Origin of the sequence: Lentzea cavernae (assembly GCF_014653695.1) — a bacterium.
In the GTDB taxonomy this organism is placed as follows: Bacteria; Actinomycetota; Actinomycetes; order Mycobacteriales; family Pseudonocardiaceae; genus Lentzea; species Lentzea cavernae.
The window spans coordinates 1-19,783 of record NZ_BNAR01000026.1; the positions used below are offsets into that span (position 1 = coordinate 1).

The 19,783-nt window shown below is 69.1% G+C and carries 29 protein-coding genes and 1 other annotated feature; of the genes, 7 read left to right on the forward strand and 22 right to left on the reverse strand.

Annotated features, from left to right (window positions below):
• Window positions 1-127: 127 nt before the first annotated feature.
• Both IE307_RS43365 and IE307_RS43370 read right to left on the reverse strand, forming a co-directional pair.
• Window positions 128-1,246, reverse strand: a complete 1,119-nt coding sequence (locus IE307_RS43365; RefSeq protein ID WP_191305336.1) for an acyl-CoA dehydrogenase family protein — start codon at window positions 1,244-1,246, stop codon at window positions 128-130.
• A gap of 28 nt (window positions 1,247-1,274) precedes the next feature.
• Window positions 1,275-1,697, reverse strand: coding sequence for a nuclear transport factor 2 family protein (locus IE307_RS43370; protein ID WP_229905613.1), 423 nt, complete (start codon window positions 1,695-1,697; stop codon window positions 1,275-1,277).
• A gap of 158 nt (window positions 1,698-1,855) precedes the next feature.
• Between IE307_RS43370 and IE307_RS43375 the strand changes: the two genes are divergently transcribed.
• Window positions 1,856-2,341 (forward strand): SRPBCC domain-containing protein, encoded by a 486-nt coding sequence (locus tag IE307_RS43375; RefSeq protein ID WP_191305337.1) that lies wholly within the window; start codon window positions 1,856-1,858, stop codon window positions 2,339-2,341.
• Window positions 2,342-2,406: 65 nt separating this feature from the next.
• Here IE307_RS43375 and ilvN read toward each other — a convergent pair whose 3' ends face one another.
• Genes ilvN through IE307_RS43390 form a run of 3 tightly spaced genes read right to left on the reverse strand, consistent with a single transcriptional unit; the run spans window position 2,407 to window position 5,246 of the window.
• Entirely contained in the window at window positions 2,407-2,673 is a 267-nt protein-coding gene (gene ilvN, locus IE307_RS43380) for an acetolactate synthase small subunit (RefSeq protein WP_191305338.1), read from the reverse strand.
• Window position 2,674: 1 nt separating this feature from the next.
• Window positions 2,675-4,390 (reverse strand): acetolactate synthase large subunit, encoded by a 1,716-nt coding sequence (locus IE307_RS43385; protein ID WP_229905614.1) that lies wholly within the window; start codon window positions 4,388-4,390, stop codon window positions 2,675-2,677.
• A 40-nt stretch (window positions 4,391-4,430) separates the two neighbouring features.
• Complete coding sequence (locus IE307_RS43390) at window positions 4,431-5,246, reverse strand: AfsR/SARP family transcriptional regulator (protein ID WP_191305339.1); 816 nt, start codon at window positions 5,244-5,246, stop codon at window positions 4,431-4,433.
• Between the two features lie 349 nt (window positions 5,247-5,595).
• Between IE307_RS43390 and IE307_RS43395 the strand changes: the two genes are divergently transcribed.
• Window positions 5,596-6,627, forward strand: a complete 1,032-nt coding sequence (locus IE307_RS43395; RefSeq protein WP_191305340.1) for a sensor histidine kinase — start codon at window positions 5,596-5,598, stop codon at window positions 6,625-6,627.
• A gap of 4 nt (window positions 6,628-6,631) precedes the next feature.
• On the opposite strand, the gene IE307_RS43400 is transcribed toward IE307_RS43395, so the two are convergent.
• The 3 genes from IE307_RS43400 to IE307_RS43410 form a co-directional block, all read right to left on the reverse strand.
• Window positions 6,632-7,237 carry a response regulator transcription factor gene (locus tag IE307_RS43400; RefSeq protein ID WP_191305341.1) on the reverse strand — a complete coding sequence of 202 codons (606 nt, stop codon included), beginning with the start codon at window positions 7,235-7,237 and terminating at the stop codon, window positions 6,632-6,634.
• Window positions 7,238-7,515: 278 nt separating this feature from the next.
• Window positions 7,516-8,196 (reverse strand): SDR family NAD(P)-dependent oxidoreductase, encoded by a 681-nt coding sequence (locus IE307_RS43405; protein WP_191305342.1) that lies wholly within the window; start codon window positions 8,194-8,196, stop codon window positions 7,516-7,518.
• Between the two features lie 66 nt (window positions 8,197-8,262).
• Window positions 8,263-8,853: a TetR/AcrR family transcriptional regulator gene (locus tag IE307_RS43410; RefSeq protein WP_191305343.1), complete on the reverse strand. Its 591-nt coding sequence runs from the start codon at window positions 8,851-8,853 to the stop codon at window positions 8,263-8,265.
• An 89-nt stretch (window positions 8,854-8,942) separates the two neighbouring features.
• Here IE307_RS43410 and IE307_RS43415 point away from each other — a divergent pair, with 89 nt between their 5' ends.
• From IE307_RS43415 to lipA, 3 genes are all read left to right on the forward strand, one after another.
• Entirely contained in the window at window positions 8,943-9,251 is a 309-nt protein-coding gene (locus IE307_RS43415; RefSeq protein ID WP_191305344.1) for a hypothetical protein, read from the forward strand.
• Complete coding sequence (locus IE307_RS43420) at window positions 9,248-10,138, forward strand: oxidoreductase (protein ID WP_191305345.1); 891 nt, start codon at window positions 9,248-9,250, stop codon at window positions 10,136-10,138. Before IE307_RS43415 ends, IE307_RS43420 begins: the two co-directional genes overlap by 4 nt.
• Window positions 9,883-9,934: a sequence feature (sul1 is cis-regulatory element that is thought to sense ions involved in sulfur or methionine metabolism; They are found in Alphaproteobacteria), on the reverse strand. Its footprint overlaps the gene before it by 52 nt.
• A gap of 75 nt (window positions 10,139-10,213) precedes the next feature.
• Window positions 10,214-11,215: a lipoyl synthase gene (gene lipA, locus IE307_RS43425; protein WP_191305346.1), complete on the forward strand. Its 1,002-nt coding sequence runs from the start codon at window positions 10,214-10,216 to the stop codon at window positions 11,213-11,215.
• 114 nt (window positions 11,216-11,329) lie between these two features.
• Here the strand turns inward: lipA and IE307_RS43430 are convergent, their stop codons facing one another.
• From IE307_RS43430 to IE307_RS43470, 9 genes are read right to left on the reverse strand one after another with little or no spacing between them, the layout of a single operon-like run.
• Window positions 11,330-11,869, reverse strand: a complete 540-nt coding sequence (locus IE307_RS43430; RefSeq protein ID WP_191305347.1) for an alkaline shock response membrane anchor protein AmaP — start codon at window positions 11,867-11,869, stop codon at window positions 11,330-11,332.
• Window positions 11,866-12,384, reverse strand: a complete 519-nt coding sequence (locus tag IE307_RS43435) for a DUF6286 domain-containing protein (protein WP_191305348.1) — start codon at window positions 12,382-12,384, stop codon at window positions 11,866-11,868. Before IE307_RS43435 ends, IE307_RS43430 begins: the two co-directional genes overlap by 4 nt.
• Window positions 12,381-12,791 (reverse strand): Asp23/Gls24 family envelope stress response protein, encoded by a 411-nt coding sequence (locus IE307_RS43440; protein ID WP_229905615.1) that lies wholly within the window; start codon window positions 12,789-12,791, stop codon window positions 12,381-12,383. The genes IE307_RS43435 and IE307_RS43440 overlap by 4 nt, the downstream gene beginning before the upstream one ends.
• Window position 12,792: 1 nt before the next feature.
• Window positions 12,793-12,969, reverse strand: coding sequence for a hypothetical protein (locus IE307_RS43445; protein WP_093600157.1), 177 nt, complete (start codon window positions 12,967-12,969; stop codon window positions 12,793-12,795).
• Between the two features lie 11 nt (window positions 12,970-12,980).
• Complete coding sequence (locus IE307_RS43450; RefSeq protein WP_089922429.1) at window positions 12,981-13,424, reverse strand: Asp23/Gls24 family envelope stress response protein; 444 nt, start codon at window positions 13,422-13,424, stop codon at window positions 12,981-12,983.
• Window positions 13,425-13,481: 57 nt separating this feature from the next.
• Window positions 13,482-13,772, reverse strand: a complete 291-nt coding sequence (locus IE307_RS43455) for a hypothetical protein (protein ID WP_229905616.1) — start codon at window positions 13,770-13,772, stop codon at window positions 13,482-13,484.
• A 2-nt stretch (window positions 13,773-13,774) separates the two neighbouring features.
• Window positions 13,775-14,122: an Asp23/Gls24 family envelope stress response protein gene (locus IE307_RS43460; RefSeq protein ID WP_191305350.1), complete on the reverse strand. Its 348-nt coding sequence runs from the start codon at window positions 14,120-14,122 to the stop codon at window positions 13,775-13,777.
• 4 nt (window positions 14,123-14,126) lie between these two features.
• Complete coding sequence (locus IE307_RS43465; RefSeq protein ID WP_191305351.1) at window positions 14,127-14,669, reverse strand: Asp23/Gls24 family envelope stress response protein; 543 nt, start codon at window positions 14,667-14,669, stop codon at window positions 14,127-14,129.
• Complete coding sequence (locus IE307_RS43470) at window positions 14,660-15,217, reverse strand: RNA polymerase sigma factor (RefSeq protein WP_191305352.1); 558 nt, start codon at window positions 15,215-15,217, stop codon at window positions 14,660-14,662. Before IE307_RS43470 ends, IE307_RS43465 begins: the two co-directional genes overlap by 10 nt.
• 187 nt (window positions 15,218-15,404) lie before the next feature.
• On the opposite strand from IE307_RS43470, the gene IE307_RS43475 reads away from it, so the two are divergent.
• Window positions 15,405-15,611, forward strand: a complete 207-nt coding sequence (locus tag IE307_RS43475; RefSeq protein WP_191305353.1) for a CsbD family protein — start codon at window positions 15,405-15,407, stop codon at window positions 15,609-15,611.
• Between the two features lie 31 nt (window positions 15,612-15,642).
• On the opposite strand, the gene IE307_RS43480 is transcribed toward IE307_RS43475, so the two are convergent.
• The 5 genes from IE307_RS43480 to IE307_RS43500 form a co-directional block, all read right to left on the reverse strand.
• Window positions 15,643-16,668 carry a saccharopine dehydrogenase family protein gene (locus IE307_RS43480; protein ID WP_191305354.1) on the reverse strand — a complete coding sequence of 342 codons (1,026 nt, stop codon included), beginning with the start codon at window positions 16,666-16,668 and terminating at the stop codon, window positions 15,643-15,645.
• A 10-nt stretch (window positions 16,669-16,678) separates the two neighbouring features.
• Complete coding sequence (locus IE307_RS43485; RefSeq protein ID WP_191305355.1) at window positions 16,679-16,972, reverse strand: hypothetical protein; 294 nt, start codon at window positions 16,970-16,972, stop codon at window positions 16,679-16,681.
• A 99-nt stretch (window positions 16,973-17,071) separates the two neighbouring features.
• A complete protein-coding gene (locus IE307_RS43490; RefSeq protein WP_191305356.1) occupies window positions 17,072-17,542 on the reverse strand; it encodes a GNAT family N-acetyltransferase in 471 nt (156 codons plus the stop codon).
• A 12-nt stretch (window positions 17,543-17,554) separates the two neighbouring features.
• A complete protein-coding gene (locus tag IE307_RS43495; RefSeq protein ID WP_191305357.1) occupies window positions 17,555-18,757 on the reverse strand; it encodes a cytochrome P450 in 1,203 nt (400 codons plus the stop codon).
• 49 nt (window positions 18,758-18,806) lie between these two features.
• The gene (locus IE307_RS43500) at window positions 18,807-19,169 is read right to left on the reverse strand and encodes a hypothetical protein (RefSeq protein WP_191305358.1); all 363 of its coding nucleotides are present in this window, start codon (window positions 19,167-19,169) and stop codon (window positions 18,807-18,809) included.
• A 95-nt stretch (window positions 19,170-19,264) separates the two neighbouring features.
• Here IE307_RS43500 and IE307_RS43505 point away from each other — a divergent pair, with 95 nt between their 5' ends.
• Window positions 19,265-19,780, forward strand: a complete 516-nt coding sequence (locus IE307_RS43505; RefSeq protein ID WP_191305359.1) for a GNAT family N-acetyltransferase — start codon at window positions 19,265-19,267, stop codon at window positions 19,778-19,780.
• The last annotated feature ends 3 nt before the right edge of the window (window positions 19,781-19,783 follow it).

The following is a 19,783-nucleotide window of genomic DNA, read 5'->3' on the forward strand; positions in this document are numbered from 1 at the left end:
CACGGCAAAGAGACCAGATCCAGCAACCCGCGACCCCGCCGAACAGGTTAAAACTCAAGCTAGGGCCGGGCGCGAAACACGGGAGCCCTCCAGGAACGTTCCTGGAGGGCTCCCGTTGTGAGGCAGGTCAGGTGCCGAGCAGCGCGGCCGGGTAGGTGCGGGCCGACGCCGTCTCGAAGCGCAGGGCCACGTGGCTGGCCGCGCCGACCACGTCACGCCAGAACCGTTGCAGCGCACCCTTTTCGCTGAGCCCGCTGGTGCCGGCGGCGCGCACCAGCGCCCCCACGGCCTCGACCAGGGTGTCGGCGGAGTAGGCGGCGTTGCGCTCGTTGCGCGCCATCAGCTCCGGCGTGAACGCGCGGTCGTCGAGCACCGCGGTGTTCTGCTCGACCAGCAGCCTCGCCGACTCGATCTGCGCCGACGCGCGCACCAGGTCGATGCCCGCGCTGGTGGAGAGCTTCTTGCCGGTCAGCGCGGTCACGCAGGCGTTGAGCGCGCCCTGCGCCGCCCCGATCGCGGGCACGATGAACGTGAGGCCGCCGACGGCCTGGAACGGCACGTTGTGCGATGCCACGTCCGACCAGCTGTTGCGGCCGGTCAGCATGTCCGTGCGGTCGTAGGACAGGTGCTGCGGCACGAAGACGTCGTCCACGACCACCGAGTGGCTGCTGGTCGCCTTCATGCCGACGCTGTCCCACGTCTCGAGGACGGTGAAGCTCTTGCGCGGCAACGCGAAGAACCGCGCCTGCGGCTCACCGTCGCCCGCCACCACGCCGCAGAGCAGCGCCCACTCGGCGAAGTCGGCGCCGCTGACGTAGGTCCACCGGCCGCTCAGCCGGTGCCCACCGTCCACGACGGACGCCTTGCCCATCGGCGGTTGCCCGGTGACGACGAACGTGTCCGCGCTCTCGCCCCAGATCTCCTGGTGGCCCTCGGCGGGCAGGTGCGCGGCGAAGCGCGAGGACAGCGCCGCGAGCGAGGCGCACCAGGCCGTCGAGGCGCAGGCCTCGCCGACGATCTGCACGGCGCGGGAGAGCTCGGTGAAGCTCCCCTGGCTGCCGCCCAGACCGGCGGCGACGAAGTGCCGGGCGAACCCCGCCTCGCGCAGTGCCCCGACCACCTCCGGGGCGAGGCGCCGGTCCCGGTCGGCGGCGGCCGCGTGCTCGGCGGCGAGTAGACGGACCTTCTCAGCGACCGGAACGAGTCCGGTGTCCGGCTTGCTCGCCGGATCAGTCCCTGCAGACACCTCTTGGACCTCCTGGAAGCGATGTGGATCAGATGGCGACCGGCAGGTCCCGGTGGATCGTGCGCGACCTGGTGTACAGCCGGCCGTCGACGCGCACCAGCACGTCCTCGATGGCGAACGTCGGCTCGAAGTCGACCTTGCCGTCCGCCGTGGTGCGCGTGACGAGCGAGCAGTACGTGACGTTGAGGGTGTTCTCGTCGACCTCGTCGATCAGGTAGTGGTCGTTCCAGTGCCGGACGGCGACACCCTTGTAGCGCGGCAACGCGTGCTTCGCGCCGGCGATCAGCGCGGCCCGGCCCTCGACCTTCTCGCCGCGGTGGGCGTGGTCGGTGACGCCGTCCTCGGTGAACGTCGCGGCGTAGCCCTCGACGTCCAACCGGTCCAGCAACCGCATCTGCTGCGCGTAGAAGGTCTGCACCTCGAAGTAGGTCTGCGCGCTGACGTTGGACACGACGGGCTCCTCCCGATCCGGTGGTCACCCACCACAGTGCTCACCGGGTCTGGAAAACCGGTGGAGAGCCGGGCCAGTCGGCTCGATCGGCGTTCGACCCGATGTCCAGGCGCGGCGGAAACCCTTGGCGTGAGACCGAACCATCGCTAGGAGGGTCCATGTCCAACGACGTTCGAGACGTCGCCAAGTCGGTCGTGGTGCAGGCCACGATCGAGCAGGCCTTCACGATCTTCGCGGAACGGCCGCTGGAGTGGTGGCCGGAGAAGCACGTGTTCGTCGGGGACCGCCAGGCGATCACGATCGAGCCCCGCGTCGGTGGCCGCTACTTCGAGCGCGGAGCCGACGGCGAGGAGATCGCCTGGGGCACGATCACCGAGTGGAACCCGCCCCAGCGGCTCGTCATGACGTGGCGCGTCGGCCCGTACTGGCAGCCCATCTTCGACGACGAGAAGGCGAGCTTCATCGAGGTCGACTTCGAGGCGGTCGGTCCCGGCACCACGAAGGTGACGTTGACGCACGCCCAACTGCACCGCCACGGCGAGATCGCGCAGAGCATCCACTCCGCTCTCGACGGTCCGAGCCCTGGCGAGACGCTGGAGAAGTACGCGGAGGTCGTGGCGAAGCACGTTCCCCAGCCCGCCTGATCGGCGCTCTCCAGCACAGAGCCCCGCGACTCCCTTCGAGTCGCGGGGCTCTTCAGTGCGCCGGCCTAGGCGATCAGGGCGGTGTCCCCGGCCGAGTCCACGTCGGCGACGTGGACCACGTCCAGCAGGCGCGCCAGCTGCTTCATCAGCTGGTCGGAGGTGCGGTCCTCGCGCAGGCCGACGACGACGTCCACCCTGGACAGGTCGCCGTGGCCGGCCGGGACGAAGCTGAGCGACTCCACCTCGACGTTGCGCGACGAGAACAGCACCACCACGCGGGCCAGCACACCGGGTTTGTTGCGCACCAGCATCATCAGCTTGTGACTGGTCATCTCATTCCTCGAAGTCGGCGTCGAAGAGCGGCCTGATCCCCCGTGCCGCCATGATCTGGTCGTTCCCGGTGCCCGCGGCCACCATCGGCCACACCTGGGCGTTCTCGCCGACCACGAAGTCGACGACGACGGGCATGTCGCGCACCTCCATGGCCTCGAGCACGACGCGGTCGACGTCCTGTTCGGACTCGCAGCGCAGGCCCACGCAGCCCAGCGCCTCGGCGAGCCGGACGAAGTCGGGGATCCGCCGGGTGTGCGTGTTGAGGTTCGTGTTGGAGTAACGCCCGCCGTAGAACAGGTTCTGCCACTGCCGGACCATGCCGAGGTTGCCGTTGTTGATCACGGCGACCTTGATCGGGATGCCCTCCAGGGCGCACGTGGCGAGCTCCTGGTTCGTCATCTGGAAGCAGCCGTCGCCGTCGATGGCCCACACCTGCCGGTCCGGCGCGCCGACCTTGGCGCCCAGCGCGGCGGGCACCGCGTACCCCATGGTGCCGAGGCCGCCCGAGTTCAGGAACGAACCCGGCCGCTCGTACTTCACGTACTGGGCGGCCCACATCTGGTGCTGGCCGACGCCCGCGGTGTAGATCGCCTCGGGACCGGCGAGCGCGCTGATGCGTTCGATCACGTACTGCGGTGCGAGCTTGCCGTCGGCCGGCCGGTCGTAGCCGAGCGGGAACGTCTCGCGCAGCGCGTCCAGCTGCGCCCACCAGTCCCGCAGGTCGCCGACCGCGCGCACGGCCGAGGTCAGGGCGGCCAGCACGACGCGGCAGTCGCCGACGATGCCGACGTCCGCGCGGCGGTTCTTGTTGATCTCGGCGGGATCGATGTCGGCGTGGATGACGCGGGCGCCCGGAGCGAACTCCTCCAGGACACCGGTGACGCGGTCGTCGAACCGGGTGCCGAGCGCGATCAGCAGGTCGGACTTCTGCAACGCGCCGACCGCGGCCACCGTGCCGTGCATGCCCGGCATGCCGAGGTGCTGGCGGTGCGAGTCGGGGAACGCACCCCTGGCCATCAGCGTGGTCACGACCGGGATGCCGGTCAGCTCGGCGAAGGCCAGCAACGCGGGCGCCGCGCCCGACCGGATCACGCCGCCACCGACGTAGAGCACGGGGCGGCGCGCCGACGCGATCAGCCGGACGGCGGCGTCGACGTCGGCCGGCGACGGCGCGGCGCGGTGGTACACCGGCGGTGTCGCGTCCCGGTAGGTCGTGCGGGCGACCTGCACGTCCTTCGGGATGTCCACGAGCACCGGGCCCGGCCGCCCGCCCGCCGCCACCGCGAACGCCTCCGCGATCACCTGCGGGATGTCCGCCGGGTCGGTGACCTGGAAGCTGTGCTTCGTGATCGGCAGCGTGATGCTCGCGATGTCGGCTTCCTGGAAGGCGTCCGTGCCGATCACCGGCCTGGCCACCTGGCCGGTGACCGCCACGATCGGGACGGAGTCCATGTAGGCGTCGGCCAGGGGCGTGACCAGGTTCGTCGCGCCCGGCCCCGACGTCGCCATGCACACGCCGACCCGGCCGGTCGCCTGTGCGTAGCCCACCGCGGCGTGCCCCGCGCCCTGTTCGTGGCGCATCAGCACGTGCCTGATCTTCGTGGACTCGAAGAGCGGGTCGTACACCGGCAGGATCGCCCCACCGGGGATTCCGAAGATCACTTCGCAGTCGACCGCTTCCAGCGCCCGGATGAGCGCCTGTGCACCCCTACCCACGATTCTCGCCCCTCGTCAGAACCAGCGCGGACTTCGGCCGTCACCCGGCGAGTTGCCGCTGCAGGTCGGAGTCGGAGATGTGCGAGTCGAGCGACGGGTCGGTGTTGAGGATCGCCCGCTGCAGCCGGCGCAGGCGGTCCGACGGCTCGAGGCCGAGCTCGCCGATCAGCGTGTCGCGCAGCGACTGGTAGACCTCCAGCGCCTGCCACTGCCTGCCCGAGCGGTACAGCGCGAGCATCTGCTGCCCGCACAGGTTCTCGTGCATCGGGTGCTGCGCGGTCAGCATGGACAGCTCGCTCAGCAGCGACTGGTGCCTGCCGAGCCGGATGTCGGCCTCGATGCGCGCCTCGATGGCGCACAGCTTGGCCTCGTGCAGGCGGGTGACCTCCATGGCGAGGCAGGTGCCGATCTGCACGTCGACGAGCACCGGGCCGCGCCACACGTCCAGCGCCGCGCGGAACAACCGGGACGCGGACTCGAGGTCGCCGACCTCCATCGCCCGCCGGCCAGCAGACGCGAGCCGCTCGAAGCTGCGGACGTCGACGTTCTCCTGGGCGACGTCGAGCATGTAGCCGCCGTAGCGGGTGACGAGGACCGACTTGGCGGCGTCGGGGCTCTCGCTCTGGAGGGCGGCGTCGATCTTCCGGCGGACCTGCAGCACGTATGTCTGCAGTGTGGTCAGAGCACTGCGGGGAGGGGCCATGCCCCACAGCTCCTCGATGAGCGTCGCGACGGTCACGACGTTGCCGGCCTGCAGCGCCAGCAGTGCCAGCAGCTGCCGCGGCTTGCTCGCCGACGGCATGATCGAAATTCCGTTCTCACGAGCCTCCAGCGGCCCGAGAACCTTGATCTCCATGGAGCCCTCCCCAGCTACGAGTGCGGCGGAACTAGATGCGCACCACAAGTTCACACGAGTGAAGAGGCAAGTCGCCACGGACAGCCACACCTCAGTGAGATGGCTGCCTACTCCCCGAGGGGTGAAAAATTCACGCGGTTGGTCAACCGGTCCCAAATAATCGCGCTCAGTGATTCTCGATCACCACACGTGAGTACCACTTGAACCGCACCGGCATGCGCGTAACATTCACGTCCGAGAAATGGAACCTCCGTGCATGGGGACACGGCCGGCTCCTCGTGGGGGTTTGAGAATGGCACAACCGCATCACTCATTCACGCTTCCGGGGGTCGCAAGAACGATCTCCGTCGTGGTATATGCACTCGGCTTTGTCGACCTGGTGCACCTGGCCCTGCAGGATCACGGGTTGCTCCAGTCGGGTCTGGGCGCGGCCGATCTGGCATTAATCCTCGCAATTCAGCCGCTCTTCGCCCGCACCTCCGCACGACTGCGACTCGCGGCGCTCGCGGCCCAGGCGTTGCTCGTCTTCCTGCCCGCATTGCTGATTGGTCATATGTGGGTCGCCATGGCGGGAATCCTCGCGAGCAACGGACTGAGAACGCTGTCGGATCGCACTCGATGGGTCGCGTTCGGCGGCGTGGCGCTCCTGGCCGGCGCCGTGCAACTGTGGCGCGGTGGTGCCGCCACCACGGCGTTCGTCGTCGTCTCGACCGCGATGACGGCGCTGGCCCTGCACGGTTTCGCCCGCATGGCGGCCGTGCGGGCGGCGGGCCGCACCGAGATCGCGCGGTCCGCGGTCGCGCAGGAAAGGCTGCGGGTGTCCCGCGACCTGCACGATCTCCTCGGCTACGGCCTCTCCGCCATCCAGGTCAAGAGCGAGTTGAGCCGCAAGCTCGTCCCGGAGGACCCGGAGGGCGCGCAGGAGGAGCTCACCGAGGTCCTCGAGATCGTCCGGCGCACGCTCGGCGACGTCCGCTCGATCGCCCGCGGCTACCGCCCGTTGTCGTTGCAGGAGGTGTCGGACTCCACGAAAGCGCTGCTCGCGGCCGCGGAGATCGAGGTGGTGATGCGGCTCGACCACGCACCGTTGCCACCGCGGGTCGACCTCGTGCTCGCCGCGGTCCTGCGCGAGGGCATCACGAACGTGCTGCGGCACAGCAAGGCGGGCAGCTGCCAGATCGCGGTGCTGGCCCGGGAAGGGCACGTGGAGCTGGACATCGTGAACGACGGCGTGGGGGATCCCGGCGACGGTGCCGGTTCCGGGGTCGTCAACATGGCCGAACGCGTCGGCGAACTGGGCGGCCGGTTGCGCGCTCGTCAGCTCGGGACCGACCGGTTCCACCTGCACGTGTCGGTGCCGCTGGACGCGACCGCGGCCTGAGCGGTCAGAACCAGCCGGACTTGCGGGCGATGCGCACCGCGTCGACGCGGTTGCGGGCGTCGAGCTTGGCGGTCACGTTCGTCAAATAATTGCGAACCGTGCCGACGGACAGAAAAAGAGTCGCGGCGATTTCCATCGCGTCCGCGCCGTCCGCCGCCAGCCGCAGCACTTCGAGCTCCCGCGGGGTCAGCGGGCATTCGTCCCCGTCCCACGCGGCCAATGCGAGCTGCGAGTCGATCACCCGCCGGCCGACGGAAACACCCCTTATCGCGTCCGCCAGCTCGTTGACCGGCGCGTCTTTGAGTATGAAGCCGTTGACGCGCGCGTTGAGCGCCCTGCGCAGCGTTCCCGGACGTCCGAGGCTCGTGAGGATGAGCGTGCGGGTCTGCGGTGCGTTCTCGTGGATCAGCGCGGCCGCGGTCAACCCGTCGATCCCGGGCAGGTCGATGTCGAGCACTGCGACGTCCGGCTTATTCTCGGTAACCGCCGGCATGATTTCGTCGCCCGTCGCGACCGACGCCACCACTTCGATGTCATGTTCAAGATTCAACAATGCGACGAGCGCACCTCTGACCATTTGGACGTCTTCCGCGAGCAACACGCTAATCATCAACGCCCCCATACCTGCCGCGTGTCCGACCCTGAGCCGAGTTTTACACTCGGTGACCGGGTGCGACAAGCAATCGGGGAAACCCACGGGGAAGCTCGTCCAAATGCCCCAACGTCCAGGCAGTTCAGTAATCGGGCGGTGACGTCGAGTAACACACGCCTGTCCGCTGAGTGATCGTGATCTGGCCTTGATCGGCGGACACAACCGTCAAAGCGGCAGGGAGAGCCCCAATATCAGTAATTCGAATGGGCGATTCTCGGTACGCGCTTTCGGAGTGCTTACCGCGTCTCTCCCCACCGTTCCAGGAGTTCGAGTCCGCCGTCCGCCGTGATGACCTGTCCCTGGATCCACGCCGCCTCGTCCGTGCACAGCAACGCGACCGCGTTCGCCACGTCCTCCGGCACGGTGACGCGACCGGACGGACTCCTGATCGCGAGCCGGTCCACCAGGTCGGGGTCGATGTTCATCGGTCCGTTGTCGACGATCGTCGTGACGACCGCGTTCACCGCCACCCGGTACCACGCCATCTCCAGCGCGAGAGTGCGGATCACACCGTGCACGGGAGTCACCGTGTAACCGGCGACGACGACGCGACCACCGTCGACGAACGTCTTCGCGAGCGGCTCCACGACGTTCAGCAGGGGCGTCAGATCCGGGGAGACCGCGTGGTGCACGAACAGGTCCAGCCGCCCGCGTTCCAGCTTCACCCGCTCCAGCAGGGTGCGCACCGCGTTCTCGTCGTGGATGTCCAGCGACACAACGGATGCCGACCCCGGCTTGCCGCTGAGCACGAGCAGGGCGCGTTCCGCGTCGACGTCGCCGGGGGACGTGGTGATGATGACGTGTGCGCCGTTGTCGCAGAGCTTGCTCGCCACGGCAAGCCCGAGACCGTGCGTCCCGGAGGTCACCAGAGCGATCTTTCCTTCGAGTCCTAGGCGCGTGTTGACCGGTTCGATCATGATCCTGACCACCTCGTTGTCCGGGTGGCGATCGACACTGCGCCCCACTGCTAGGGCCGAACTCGACTACTTCTTGCGCAAACCCTCCAGAACCCGAAGGATCGCGCGTTCGACCTCGCGTCCGGTGCGCTTCGGATCGGACGAGCTCGCGATGGTGCTCGCGGCCGTGGACAGTGCTCCGAACAGCAGCCGGGCCATGATCTCCACCGGCGCCTCCTCGATCTCACCGGCGTCCACGAGCAGTTGCACGGCCGTGCGGAGCAGACCGAAGCTGTACTGCTCCTCCGCCTCACGCCAGCGTTCCCAGCCCATCACGACCGGCGCCTCGTGGACGATGATCCGCTGGTACTCCGGTTCGAGGCACTTGCGGACGTACGCGCGCAGACCGGCGACGGCGGTGTCCCAGGGGTCGCCCCCACCGGTGACCACCGCGGTGAGCGATTCGATCGACCGGGTCTCGACCTGGGTGAAGGCCGCCTCGAACAACGCCTGCTTGCCGCTGAAGTGGTGGTAGAGCGCGCCTTTGGTGACGCGGGCGCGCTTGACCAGCTCGTCGAGCGAGGTGCCGGCGTAGCCGCGTTTGGTGAACAGGTCGACGGCGCTGTCGACGAGCGCCTGCCTGGTCGACTCCGAGTACTCGGAGCGTCGTGTTCGCACACACGAAACGTATCTCACATACCGGCGGTACGTACCGGTGGTATGGTCGTGTCATACCGAGGGTATGCGAGAAACCGGGGGTACGAGACATGGGCTGGGCAGACCACTACCGACGCCGCGACGCGCTCGACGCCGTCCTGAACGACGCTCGCCGCGACCCGTCCGCACCGCTGATCGTGGATCCGGACGTCTTCGGCTCGGTGCAGGAACTGCTGCTGGCGCTGGACCACCGCTGGCAGAACAAGCTGACCGCACGCATGGAGAACGCACGGCTGAGCGGCCCCGTGGACGAGGACCGCGTCACCGCCGAACTCGCCGCGGACGAGCCCGTGTTGCGCGCGGTGCTGGACGCACACCTTTCGCTCGACAGTTACCGGGCGGTAGGAATGACTCCATGAGTCGTTGGACCGAAGCCGACATCCCCGACCAGACCGGCCGCACCGTCCTGGTGACCGGCGCGAACTCCGGCCTGGGCCTGCGCACCGCCCAGGTGCTCGCGGCCAGGGGTGCCCACGTGCTCCTGGGCTGTCGCTCGGTCCAGCGCGGGGAGACCGCGCGCCGTTCGGTCCAGGGCTCGGCCGAGGTCCTCGAGCTGGACCTCGCCGACCTCCACTCCGTGCGCGCCGCCGCCGAGAAGGTGCGGGAGCTCGACGTCCTCATCAACAACGCGGGCATCATGGCCGTCCCGGCCGGCCGGACCGTCGACGGCTTCGAGCGCCAGTTCGGCACCAACCACCTGGGTCACGCCGCACTGACATGGCTGCTGCTGCCCGCGTTGAGGCAACGTCCGGGCGCACGCGTCGTCACCGTCTCATCTCTCGCGCACCACTACGGCCACGTGGACTTCGCGGACCCGAACTTCGACCGCCGCCCGTACACCCTGCGCGGCTCCTACGGCCAGTCGAAGCTCGCCAACATCCTGTTCGCGCGCGAGCTGGAACGGCGCGCGCCGGACGTCACGTCGATCGCGGCGCACCCCGGCCTGACGGTCACCGAGCTGACGAACAACATGGCGAGCGCGCACAAGTCCGCGGTCCTGCGGATCGGCGGCAGGATCAGCCACCTGTTCTCGCAGTCCGTCGAGATGGGCGCGCTGCCGCAGCTCTACGCGGCCACGGCGCCCGAGGCGCGCGGCGGCCAGTTCTACGGCCCCGGCGGCTTCAACGAGTTCCGCGGCCACCCCACCACCGCCAAGATGAGCGCCGCCGCCCGTGACGACCTCGCGGCGAACCGCCTCTGGGAGCTCACGACCAAGCTGACCGGGATCACCCCGGACCTCCCCTGACGATCTCCGGCAGGCGCTCTCACCTGGTGGAGTGCGTGACCCCGGACACTTGAGGTCGGGGCGTAGGGTGAGGACGTGACTGTGGTACCTGAGGGTCGGAAGCTGCTGCGGCTCGAGGTCCGCAACAGCGAGACACCGATCGAGAAGAAGCCGTCTTGGATCAAGACGCGCGCGAAGATGGGCCCCGAATACCGGGAGCTCAAGGGTCTGGTCAAACGCGAAGGCCTCCACACGGTCTGCGAAGAGGCCGGCTGTCCCAACATCTACGAGTGCTGGGAAGACCGCGAGGCCACGTTCCTGATCGGCGGCGAGCAGTGCACCCGGCGCTGCGACTTCTGCCAGATCGACACGGGCAAGCCCGCCGACCTCGACCGCGACGAACCGCGCCGGGTCGCCGAGTCGGTCCAGGCGATGGGCCTGCGCTACTCCACGGTCACCGGCGTCGCCCGCGACGACCTGGCCGACGGCGGCGCGTGGCTGTACGCCGAGACCGTCCGCCAGATCCACGAGATGAATCCGGGCACGGGCGTCGAGCTGCTGATCCCGGACTTCAACGCGGTCCCCGAACAGCTGGCCGAGGTCTTCGAGTCCCGCCCCGAGGTGCTCGCGCACAACCTGGAGACCGTTCCGCGGATCTTCAAGCGCATCCGCCCGGCGTTCCGCTACGACCGGTCCCTCGAGGTGATCACCAAGGCCCGCGAGTTCGGCCTGGTCACCAAGTCGAACCTGATCCTCGGCATGGGCGAGACCCCGGACGAGGTCACGGAGGCGCTCGCCGACCTCCACGACGCGGGCTGCGACCTGATCACCATCACCCAGTACCTGCGCCCGTCGCCGCGGCACCACCCGGTCGAGCGCTGGGTGAAGCCCGAGGAGTTCGTCCAGCACAAGGAGACGGCCGAGGAGATCGGCTTCCTCGGTGTCATGGCGGGCCCGCTGGTGCGCTCCTCGTACCGCGCCGGCCGCCTCTACGCGCAGGCGAAGCAGAAGCGCGGCGAGGACCTCCCGGAGAACCTCCAGCACCTGCTGACGGTGTCTGCGTCCCAGGAGATCACGAGCCTGCTCGCACCCCGCTAAGCCGCACGAACCGATATATCAGCTGGTCACCCACCTCGGGTGACCAGCTGTTTTGCATCCGCATGCAAAAGACGTTTGCGGTCGTCCGCAAACGTCTTTTGCACAACCGATATATCAGTGCACTCGGGCGTCGCCCTTGGAGGACGTCATCCGGAACTCCACGATGGCCTGGAGGCCGGGCGCGTCGAGCGCCTCACGCAGGCGTGGCAGACCCTCGTCGTCGATGCGGCGGCGGATCCCCCGCAGATCGGCGTCGCCATGAGCACGAACGACGAGGGCCAGGCGTGGCGCGGTGTGCGGGCCGGTCAGTGCGGTCTCGACCTTGCGCACACCGGGGTAGGCGGTGACCTCTTCGGTGAACGGCGCGGTGGCCGTCGCCGTGCTGAGCCGGGTGGTGCCCGCCTCTTCCTCCCAGCGCCAGGACACGACCTTGCGGCGCGGGATCTGGGCGGTGAGCCAGCGCAGGCACAGCAGTGCGACCACGACGGCCGCGGCCGCGACGACCCACAGCACCCACGCCGGCGGCAGCACCGTGCCGGGCACCAGGGCGGCCGAGCGGTCCACCTGCGGCACGCGGCCGAAGTGGACGACGACCGCGAAGGCACCGGCGAGCAGCAGGACCAGGCCCAGCAGGCCGAGGAGGAAGCGGTTCACGGTGAGCTCCTGAGGGCTTTGACCCGCACGACCACCTGGGGCGGCCGGGCGAGGGCGAACTCTCCGACGCGGTGTTCGAGCGCCGTGCGGACGGCGTCTCCGAGACCGTCGACCACGGCGCGACGGGTGCGCACGACCGCGCGGACCCGGCGGCGGCGCACCTTCACCGCGGCGGACTCGACCCCGTCGACCTCGGCGGCGGACCGCAGCGCGTTGCGCAGCCCGCGCACCGACACCGCAGTGTGCTCGTCGAGCACGGCGGTCCGTGCCCGGCCGGGCACCACGGCGACGAGGAACAGCACCAGTCCAACGGCCGCGACGACCCCTCCCGCCACGGCCACCTCCAGCGCCGACCACGTCGTGTCGCGCAGCCGGCCGACCACCGACTCGTACGACAGAAGCGGTGTCTCTCCCAGCGCGAGCTGGATCGCGCACACCGCCACCAGAACGGACGCGCCCAGCAGGACGAGCGCCGTGAGCACAGCGGGCAGGGCCCGGCGGGAACGGCGGGTCACAGGACCCTCCTCACCGGGGCCTCGTCCGAGCGCAGCACACCTACCGACACGTCCACGACGGACACGCGCAGACCGGTGAGCTCGGCGACCCGTGCGACCAGGTGCGCGCGAACCCTCGCCGCGGTCGACGCCACGGGCGCCGGATAGCGCAGGTCCAGGCGCGCGTCGAGCGTCGCCACTCCCCCGGTCACCCGTGCGGTGACGGCGCAGTCGAGCACGTCCGGCACCTCGACGGCGGCACGTCCGGCGATGCGGCCCACCGCGCGGTCCGCGACGGTGGTCAACCCCGGCTGTGCCGAACCCGGTGGGACCGAACCCGGCGGAACCGGGCCCGGCCGCACCGAAGCGGACAGGGCCGGACCGGGCTGGGCCGAGCCCGGCTGGGCGTCAACGAGCGGTGTGGTCATGTCAGTCCCGATCCCTGCCCAGCAACTGCGCGAGGTCGAGCTTGCCCTCGGCGACCCGGCCCGCGACGAGGCCGAGCGCGCCGAAGACGAGCACGAGCAGGAACGCGCTGAAGCCCCCGAACGCGGCGGCCAGGCCGAGCGCGAGCCCGGTCAGCAGGCCCAGTGCGGTGGTGCTCATGGCGTCGCCCCTCACTGCACGCGTGCGGTTTCGGGCTGCTCGTCGCCCTCGGAGTCGCTCGGGATGTGCACGTCGTTCACGTTGATGTTGACCTCGACGACCTCGAGGCCGGTGATCTGCTCGATCGCGGTGATCACGTTGGTGCGCACCGACTTCGCGAGGTCCGCGATCGGCACGCCGTACTCGACGACGAGCTCCAGGTCGACGGCGGCCTGCTTCTCGCCGACCTCGACCGACACGCCCTGGCCCGCGCTCGCGGTGGCACCGGGGATGCGGTCGCGCAGCGCGCTCAGCGCCCTGGTCGCGCCGCCGCCCAGGGCGTGCACGCCGCGGATCTCCCGCGCGGCGAGGCCCGCGACCTTCTGCACCACGACGTCCGCGATGGTGGTGGATCCCTTGTCGGTCACCAGCTTCCCGTTCGCGGTGTTGACCTTCTCCACAGCCTGCGTGCTCATCGCAACCCCTTCCTTCGAAGCGTTCACATCTGATCGACGCCGGCTCGCGGCGAAACGTCACGCACCATTCAGGTGATCGAGGGCACGTTTGTCCACATCGGTCACAACAATTCGCACGATCGCGTGCTCCCATTGCGTGCCAACGAGAACAGCGCGTAGCGACTCCCCGGCCTCCGCGAGGCACAGCGGCAGCCGGGTGGCGACCACCCGGACGCAGACCACCTCGTCGGCGACGTCGACGGCCAACGAGTCGACGTCCCACGGGATCCACGAACGAGCGGGCGCGGACGCGGGCGTCGACGGACGCAGTCCCTCGATCTTCTCCAGCGCCTTCAACAACTCCGTCACGATCACCATTCGACGTCCACCACCGTGACCAGAACCGACTCCACCTCGACACCGGTGAGTTCCGGCACGAGCGCGCGCACGGACCGTTGCACGGCACGGGCCACGGCCGCCGCCTGGTCAAGTCCGGAGATCGCCACGTCCACCTCCAGCACCGCGACGGACCCCGCCCACCGCACCCGCACGCCTTCCACGGGCGCGGGCTGCAGTCCCTTGATCTGCTGCCTCGCCACCCGCACCACCGAACTCACCAGACCTGCCAGGCCGGGCTGCACGCGCACGCCCGCGACTCTCTCGGCCGCGTGCACCGCGACCGCCGCCACCGCCGGGGCGGACACGACTGTTTCGATCACTCGCTCATCCCTCGAGAACGTCGGACACGACGAGGTCCAGGCGGGCCAGCCGCACACCGATCCGTGCGGACGCCGCCGCCAGCACCCGGCGCCGCACCTCGTCGTACGCCTCGCGCGTGACGAGAAGCCCGGTGATGGCGATGCTGAGCTCGACCTCGATCACCGGATCGGTGCCGGTCGACTCCGGTGCTTCGACGACACGGCACCCACGTGCGCGCACGCCGTCCACACCGTCCGCCGCGTACCGCAGCAACGCCGCGATCGCCCGTGTGCTGATGCGGGCCAGGCCGTCGCCGGGCAGCGGCACGACGTCCGAGCGGCGCACGTCGGCGCGCACCGCGGACATGATGCGGCTGACCAGGTCGAACGGCGGCTCGATCTCCTCATGAGCCATTTCCGCGGTCGCTTCGCGCAGCACCAGGAGGCTCTCCCGGACGGCCGCGCAGTGCGGGCATGACCGCGTGTGTTCGTCGGAGAGGTCCATCGCCTCCCAGACCTCTTCCACGTCCCGCCCGCACGGCAGGACGTAGTCGGACGTCACCGCCACGGTGCCATCACCTCCGCCAGTTGTGCCCGTGCCCGCGCGAGCCTGCCGCGCACCGACTGCTGGGTCGTGCCGATCGCCTCCGCGATCTCGTCGTACGACCGGCCGTGGACCTCGCGCAGCACCCAGCACGCCCGCTGTTCCGGCGTGAGGCCGCGCAGTGCGGCCTGCAGCGCGTCGAGCTGCGCGCTCACCTCCACCGCGCGGTCGGGCCGGGTCCGCGGCGCCGGCGACTCGTGCTCGTCGAGCTCGGTGTCGGCGTGCGGTTTGCGCTTGCGCAGCACGTTCAGGCACTGGTTGGTGGTGGTGCGGTAGAGCCAGCCCAGGAACGCCCCGTCGTCGTTGAGCTGCCCGAGACGCCGCCACGCGGTCAGGAACACGTCCTGCACCGCGTCCTCGGCGTCACCGGTGCTGCCCACGATGCGCAACGCCAGCCGGTACATCGGCCCCTGGTAACGCCGCACGAGCTGCTCATACGCCCTCGTGTCGCCGTCCCGGGACCTCGCCACCAGCGTGGCATCGTCGAGTGCGGCTGCTTCGGCCACGCTCATGCGCACACCCCCGCCCACTTTTTGCTTCGTCGCCTGATGGACACGTTCGGACGCGGAACGTCACGCGGTTCCCGAATTTCCCGGTCGTGACCACCCTCACCCGTTTTTCACCCGACAGTGGCGTGACGAAGGTGGGGCGGCGGGCATCGAACCAGCGTCAGACGAACTTCGGCTTCAGGAGGACGCGATGTCGCTTTCGGACAAGATCGGCAACAAGGCTGAGGACCTCGGCGGCAAGGTCAAGGAGACCGCGGGCGAGGCCACCGGCGACCAGGAGCTCGCGAACGAGGGCCGGGCCGACCAGGCGAAGGCCGCCGTCAAGGACGGCGTGGAGAAGGTGAAGGACGCCGTCGGCGGAGTCGTCGACAGCGTCGCAAAGCACCTGAAGAAGTAGTGTTAGACCCTCTTGCGTTAGAGGTTCTAACTCACGTGAAGCGGACCTCGCCCGCGACGACGCCGTCGAGCTCGCGCACGAAGCCGGCGCTGAAAGCGCTGGACGGAGTGTGCGAGCCGGGCTCCACGCCGCCGATCTTCCCGACGGCGCGGAGCACGGAGTCCGCGGTGAGGCTGTAGGCGTTCGGGGTGGTGATCGCGCATTCGACCTTCGTCTGCGCGTCCCACGCCTCGCCGTAGACCTCGGCCCTGGTGTTCGCGCGCTTGCGCTCGTCAGGGCCCTTCACCTTGCCGGCGACGGTCTTCCCGAGGTGCTGCACGAGCGGTGTCCGCAGCACGGGCGCGAACACGTGCTGGAGCTGGCCCAGGACGCCCGGCACGGTGGTGAACGTCGTGATGTTAGGGATACCGGTCGAGCGGTAGGCGGTGCTGACGTCACCCCACGGGATGCTGCCGACCTCGCGCGGCCCCGACCGGAAGTGCGCGGTGCGCCTGCGGTGGCCGATGCGCACGGTCCTCAGCGCGCCGTTCACGCGGATCCGCCCGCCCACGGCGGCACCCTCGACGGACGTCTTGGTCGTGCCCGCGCTCGCCCCTCCCCCGACGACGAACGCGAGGTCGAGGTGCGTCGCGGACGGCAGGGCGTTCTTCAGCATCGCGGCGAGGCAGTCCGTGGGCACGACGTCGAACCCGGCACCGGGCAACAGCACGATGCCCGCCTCGCGCGCGTCGGCGTCCCTCAGGCTGACGGCCTCGAAGACGTCGATCTCACCCGTGATGTCGAGGTAGTGCGTGCGCGCCTCCAGACAGGCGTCGACCATCGCCGCGGAGGTCTGCGAGAACGGCCCCGCGCAGTGCACGACGGCGTCGACGTCCTCCAGGTGCGCCCGCGCCTGACCCAGGTCGAACGCCCGGTGCTCCAGCCCCAGGGCCGCCGCGACCGGTTCGACCTTCTCCGCCGAGCGCCCGGCGAGGATCGGCCGCTCCCCTCGCCGGACCGCGAGCTCGGCGATGAGACGTCCGGTGTAGCCGTTGGCGCCGTAGACCATCCACGTCATGCCGCGCACCTTACCGGCGAGTAGCCCGCCGGGCACCGACCAGCGAGCCGAGCAGCAGGAGCACCCCCAGCCCGATCACCGGCAGCCCCCAGAGCAACCGGCGGTGCCTGAGGTCGGCGCAGATGTCCACATAGGCCGGACTGACCGCGGAGGCCGAGGGCTCGTCGAAACCGAGACCGAGACCGTTGCCGCACGGGATCAGCGACCCGCTCGGAGCCTCGACGGCCAGCATCACGAGCAGGATCGCACCCCCACCGAGCAAGAACGCGAGACCGACCACGACGGCGAACGTGCGCACTGACATGAGCAAAAGTTACGTCTCAAATGGACTTTCGGATAGCCCTGGTCAGACGCATTGGGGTTGATCCCCTAATCCCCCACTAAACGACTGCACCCCCGGCGCTCACGATGTGGGAGCGAACGAATAGCGCTGCTCCAGTCGGCCGTGGCGCGGATGCGGCACAGGGTCGCCGACCTTGATCCACCCGAGGCGCTCGTACAACCGCACGCCCCTCGTGTTGTCGACGTACACCAGCAACTCCGCCTTCTCGTATCCATTCTTGATCAACACTTCGGGCAAGGCCCGCAGCAACGCCTCCCCGACCCCCTTGCCCCACGCGTCGGGATGCACCCCCACGTAGTTGACGTAGGCGGTGTCCGTCCCTTGTGGACCTCCAGCGAGAAAACCCACCGCCACGCCCCCGTCCCGCGCGAGCAGCAACAGCGACGGCTCCTTCACGAGAGCGCTCTCCACCCCAGGCCGCGCCTCCTCCAGCGAGGGCACCTCGTCGTACCCGTCCCTCTCGCTGACCGCGTGCGCCCAGATCAACGCGGCCGCGTCGACGTCCGCCGGTCCCCCTCGGATGATCTCCACACGCTCAGCGTGTCACCGCCTGAGCACGACCGGAAGCGATTTGAGGCTGGCCATGATGTCGTTGTGCGTCACCTCGGGCTGCCCCTCACCCGCACGAACCGCACGAGGAAACCGGCTCGTCAGGTGCCGCAGCACGGTTTCCGTCTCCAACCGCGCCAGCGCCGACCCCAGACAGAAGTGCGGACCGTGCCCGAACGTCGCGTGACCGGTCGTCTCCCGGTCGAGCCGGTACTCACCGGCGTTCGCGTGCGCCTGCGGACACCGCCCGGCAGCACCAAGATTGATCAACAACAACGTGTTCTCAGGAACCACCATGCCGCCGATCTCGACCGCCTCGGTGGTGATGCGATGCGTAGCGCTGCGGACCGGCGGGTTGTGCCGCAGCGTCTCCTCCACGAGCCGCGGCACCAGACCCGGCTCCTCAGCAGCCCTGTGCCACAGACCGTTGTCCAACGCGTCGTGCACCACGTTCGCGATGAGGCTCGCCGACGTCTCATGCCCCGCAACAACGAGAAGGAACGCCATAGCCATCAACTCGTCGTGACTCAGGTGGTCGCCATCATCGTCGACCGCCGCAACCAGCTTCCCGAACAACGACCCCGGCACCAGCGCGTCGCCCGTGAGAAGACCGTGGAAGTAGCCCCCGAGCTCATCACTGGCGGGCTGGGACACCTCCGGCTCCATCGACATCATGGTCTCGATCAACACGCGGACCCGCCCCTGGTCGAGAGCCGGCACACCGAGGACCTCCCCGATCACGTGCATCGGCATCGGCACCGCAAGCTCCTTGACGAGGTCCACCTCCTCGCCCACCGGCAACCGCCCGACCAGTTCCCGGGTGATCTCCTCAACACGCGGCGCAAGCTGCTGCACCGCCCGGCCGTTGAACGCCTTCACCGCCAGCGCCCTGAGCCGCGCGTGCTGCGGGTTGTCACTGTTGAGCATGCTCGGCCCGAACAACCCGGCCAGGTTCTCCTGCGCGCTCCCCCGTTCAGCGAGCTGCCGCTTGATCTCACGCTGCAGAGCCGCACTGTCCTTGGACAACCGCTGATCCGCGAGCAGCTGACGGGTCAACTCCAACCCCACCGTCACAACCCGCATCTCAACACCATTGGGCAACGTCACAAGATGCAACGGCCCTCTGTCGCGTGCGTCATCCTCGACCCGATGATGCTCACGTGCGCGCAAATCGCCGCCGGCCAACAAGTCAGACATGCCGGTCCTCGCCCCCGTAACTCGGATTCGCCAAGACCGTTCTACCGCTCTAACGCAACGAGTCCAACGCACTGATCGTCTCAACAGCCGGCAACCGAGGCGGCTCCGCAGCGATCGCCTTGCGCCCCAGCACCCACTCGGGCAGGTGATGCCGCAACGCGGCCCGCCCGTGAGCCGTGATGTCCACCGGCGCCGCCATCCCGTGGCTCTCGGGCTGCTCCCAAGTGATCCAGTCCCTGTGCCGCAGCACCTCGAGGTCGTCCGCGTCCCACTGCTTGGCGGGCCGGTGCTCCAGGTACCAGCGCGTGGCACCGCGGTGCACACCACCCTGCTCGACCAGGGCGAGCAGCTTGACCTGCTCCTGCGTGACCGTCGTGGGAACGGGCTTCGAGGCCTTGCCCTTGCGCTTCACAGGTCCTCGTCGTCCTTAGGAGGTGGCAAACCTCGAACAAGGTACGGCACCGTCTCAATTCGTTCCAGCGATCACACCCACGAGAGCATCGGACCATGTCATCTCCACGCACGGCGTCGATACGGCAGACCGACGAACACGACAGCACGACGCTGGCGACCTTGCGGCGAGCGTGGTCAGAAGAACAGACAGGACATCCCCTCGAGGACGATCTCTTCGAGGACGACTTCGCCCAGTGGTACGCCGCGGAAGCATCACGGCGGGTCACCTTCGTGGCCGAACTCGACGGCGAAGCCATCGGCATGATGAACCTCGCCCTGTTCGAACGAATGCCCAAACCAGGACGGCCGCCCAGCCGATGGGCATACCTGGGCAACGCGTTCGTGCTCGCCGCTCACCGCAACCGCGGCATCGGAACCACCCTGCTCAATGCAACCATCGCGCACGCTCGCGACCAGCACTGCGCCCGGATCGTCCTGTCGCCCAGCGAACGCTCAGTGGCCTTCTACCAGCGAGCCGGCTTTGGCCCGGCCACCATGCTCCTCGCGCACGTCCTGGACGTTCAGCCGCAAGGAACAGGGGCTCGCTCGACCTCTGATGTCAATCGGTGATGT

What these genes read in the sequence shown, in the direction of transcription:
- IE307_RS43375 (WP_191305337.1), top strand. Translation starts at nt 1,856, where the DNA reads ATGTCCAACGACGTTCGAGACGTCGCCAAGTCGGTCGTGGTGCAGGCC.
- ilvN (WP_191305338.1), bottom strand. Translation starts at nt 2,673, where the DNA reads ATGACCAGTCACAAGCTGATGATGCTGGTGCGCAACAAACCCGGTGTG.
- IE307_RS43390 (WP_191305339.1), bottom strand. Translation starts at nt 5,246, where the DNA reads ATGGAGATCAAGGTTCTCGGGCCGCTGGAGGCTCGTGAGAACGGAATT.
- IE307_RS43400 (WP_191305341.1), bottom strand. Translation starts at nt 7,237, where the DNA reads ATGATTAGCGTGTTGCTCGCGGAAGACGTCCAAATGGTCAGAGGTGCG.
- IE307_RS43405 (WP_191305342.1), bottom strand. Translation starts at nt 8,196, where the DNA reads ATGATCGAACCGGTCAACACGCGCCTAGGACTCGAAGGAAAGATCGCT.
- IE307_RS43415 (WP_191305344.1), top strand. Translation starts at nt 8,943, where the DNA reads ATGGGCTGGGCAGACCACTACCGACGCCGCGACGCGCTCGACGCCGTC.
- IE307_RS43420 (WP_191305345.1), top strand. Translation starts at nt 9,248, where the DNA reads ATGAGTCGTTGGACCGAAGCCGACATCCCCGACCAGACCGGCCGCACC.
- IE307_RS43440 (WP_229905615.1), bottom strand. Translation starts at nt 12,791, where the DNA reads ATGACCACACCGCTCGTTGACGCCCAGCCGGGCTCGGCCCAGCCCGGT.
- IE307_RS43445 (WP_093600157.1), bottom strand. Translation starts at nt 12,969, where the DNA reads ATGAGCACCACCGCACTGGGCCTGCTGACCGGGCTCGCGCTCGGCCTG.
- IE307_RS43450 (WP_089922429.1), bottom strand. Translation starts at nt 13,424, where the DNA reads ATGAGCACGCAGGCTGTGGAGAAGGTCAACACCGCGAACGGGAAGCTG.
- IE307_RS43470 (WP_191305352.1), bottom strand. Translation starts at nt 15,217, where the DNA reads ATGAGCGTGGCCGAAGCAGCCGCACTCGACGATGCCACGCTGGTGGCG.
- IE307_RS43475 (WP_191305353.1), top strand. Translation starts at nt 15,405, where the DNA reads ATGTCGCTTTCGGACAAGATCGGCAACAAGGCTGAGGACCTCGGCGGC.
- IE307_RS43480 (WP_191305354.1), bottom strand. Translation starts at nt 16,668, where the DNA reads ATGACGTGGATGGTCTACGGCGCCAACGGCTACACCGGACGTCTCATC.
- IE307_RS43485 (WP_191305355.1), bottom strand. Translation starts at nt 16,972, where the DNA reads ATGTCAGTGCGCACGTTCGCCGTCGTGGTCGGTCTCGCGTTCTTGCTC.
- IE307_RS43495 (WP_191305357.1), bottom strand. Translation starts at nt 18,757, where the DNA reads ATGTCTGACTTGTTGGCCGGCGGCGATTTGCGCGCACGTGAGCATCAT.
- IE307_RS43505 (WP_191305359.1), top strand. Translation starts at nt 19,265, where the DNA reads ATGTCATCTCCACGCACGGCGTCGATACGGCAGACCGACGAACACGAC.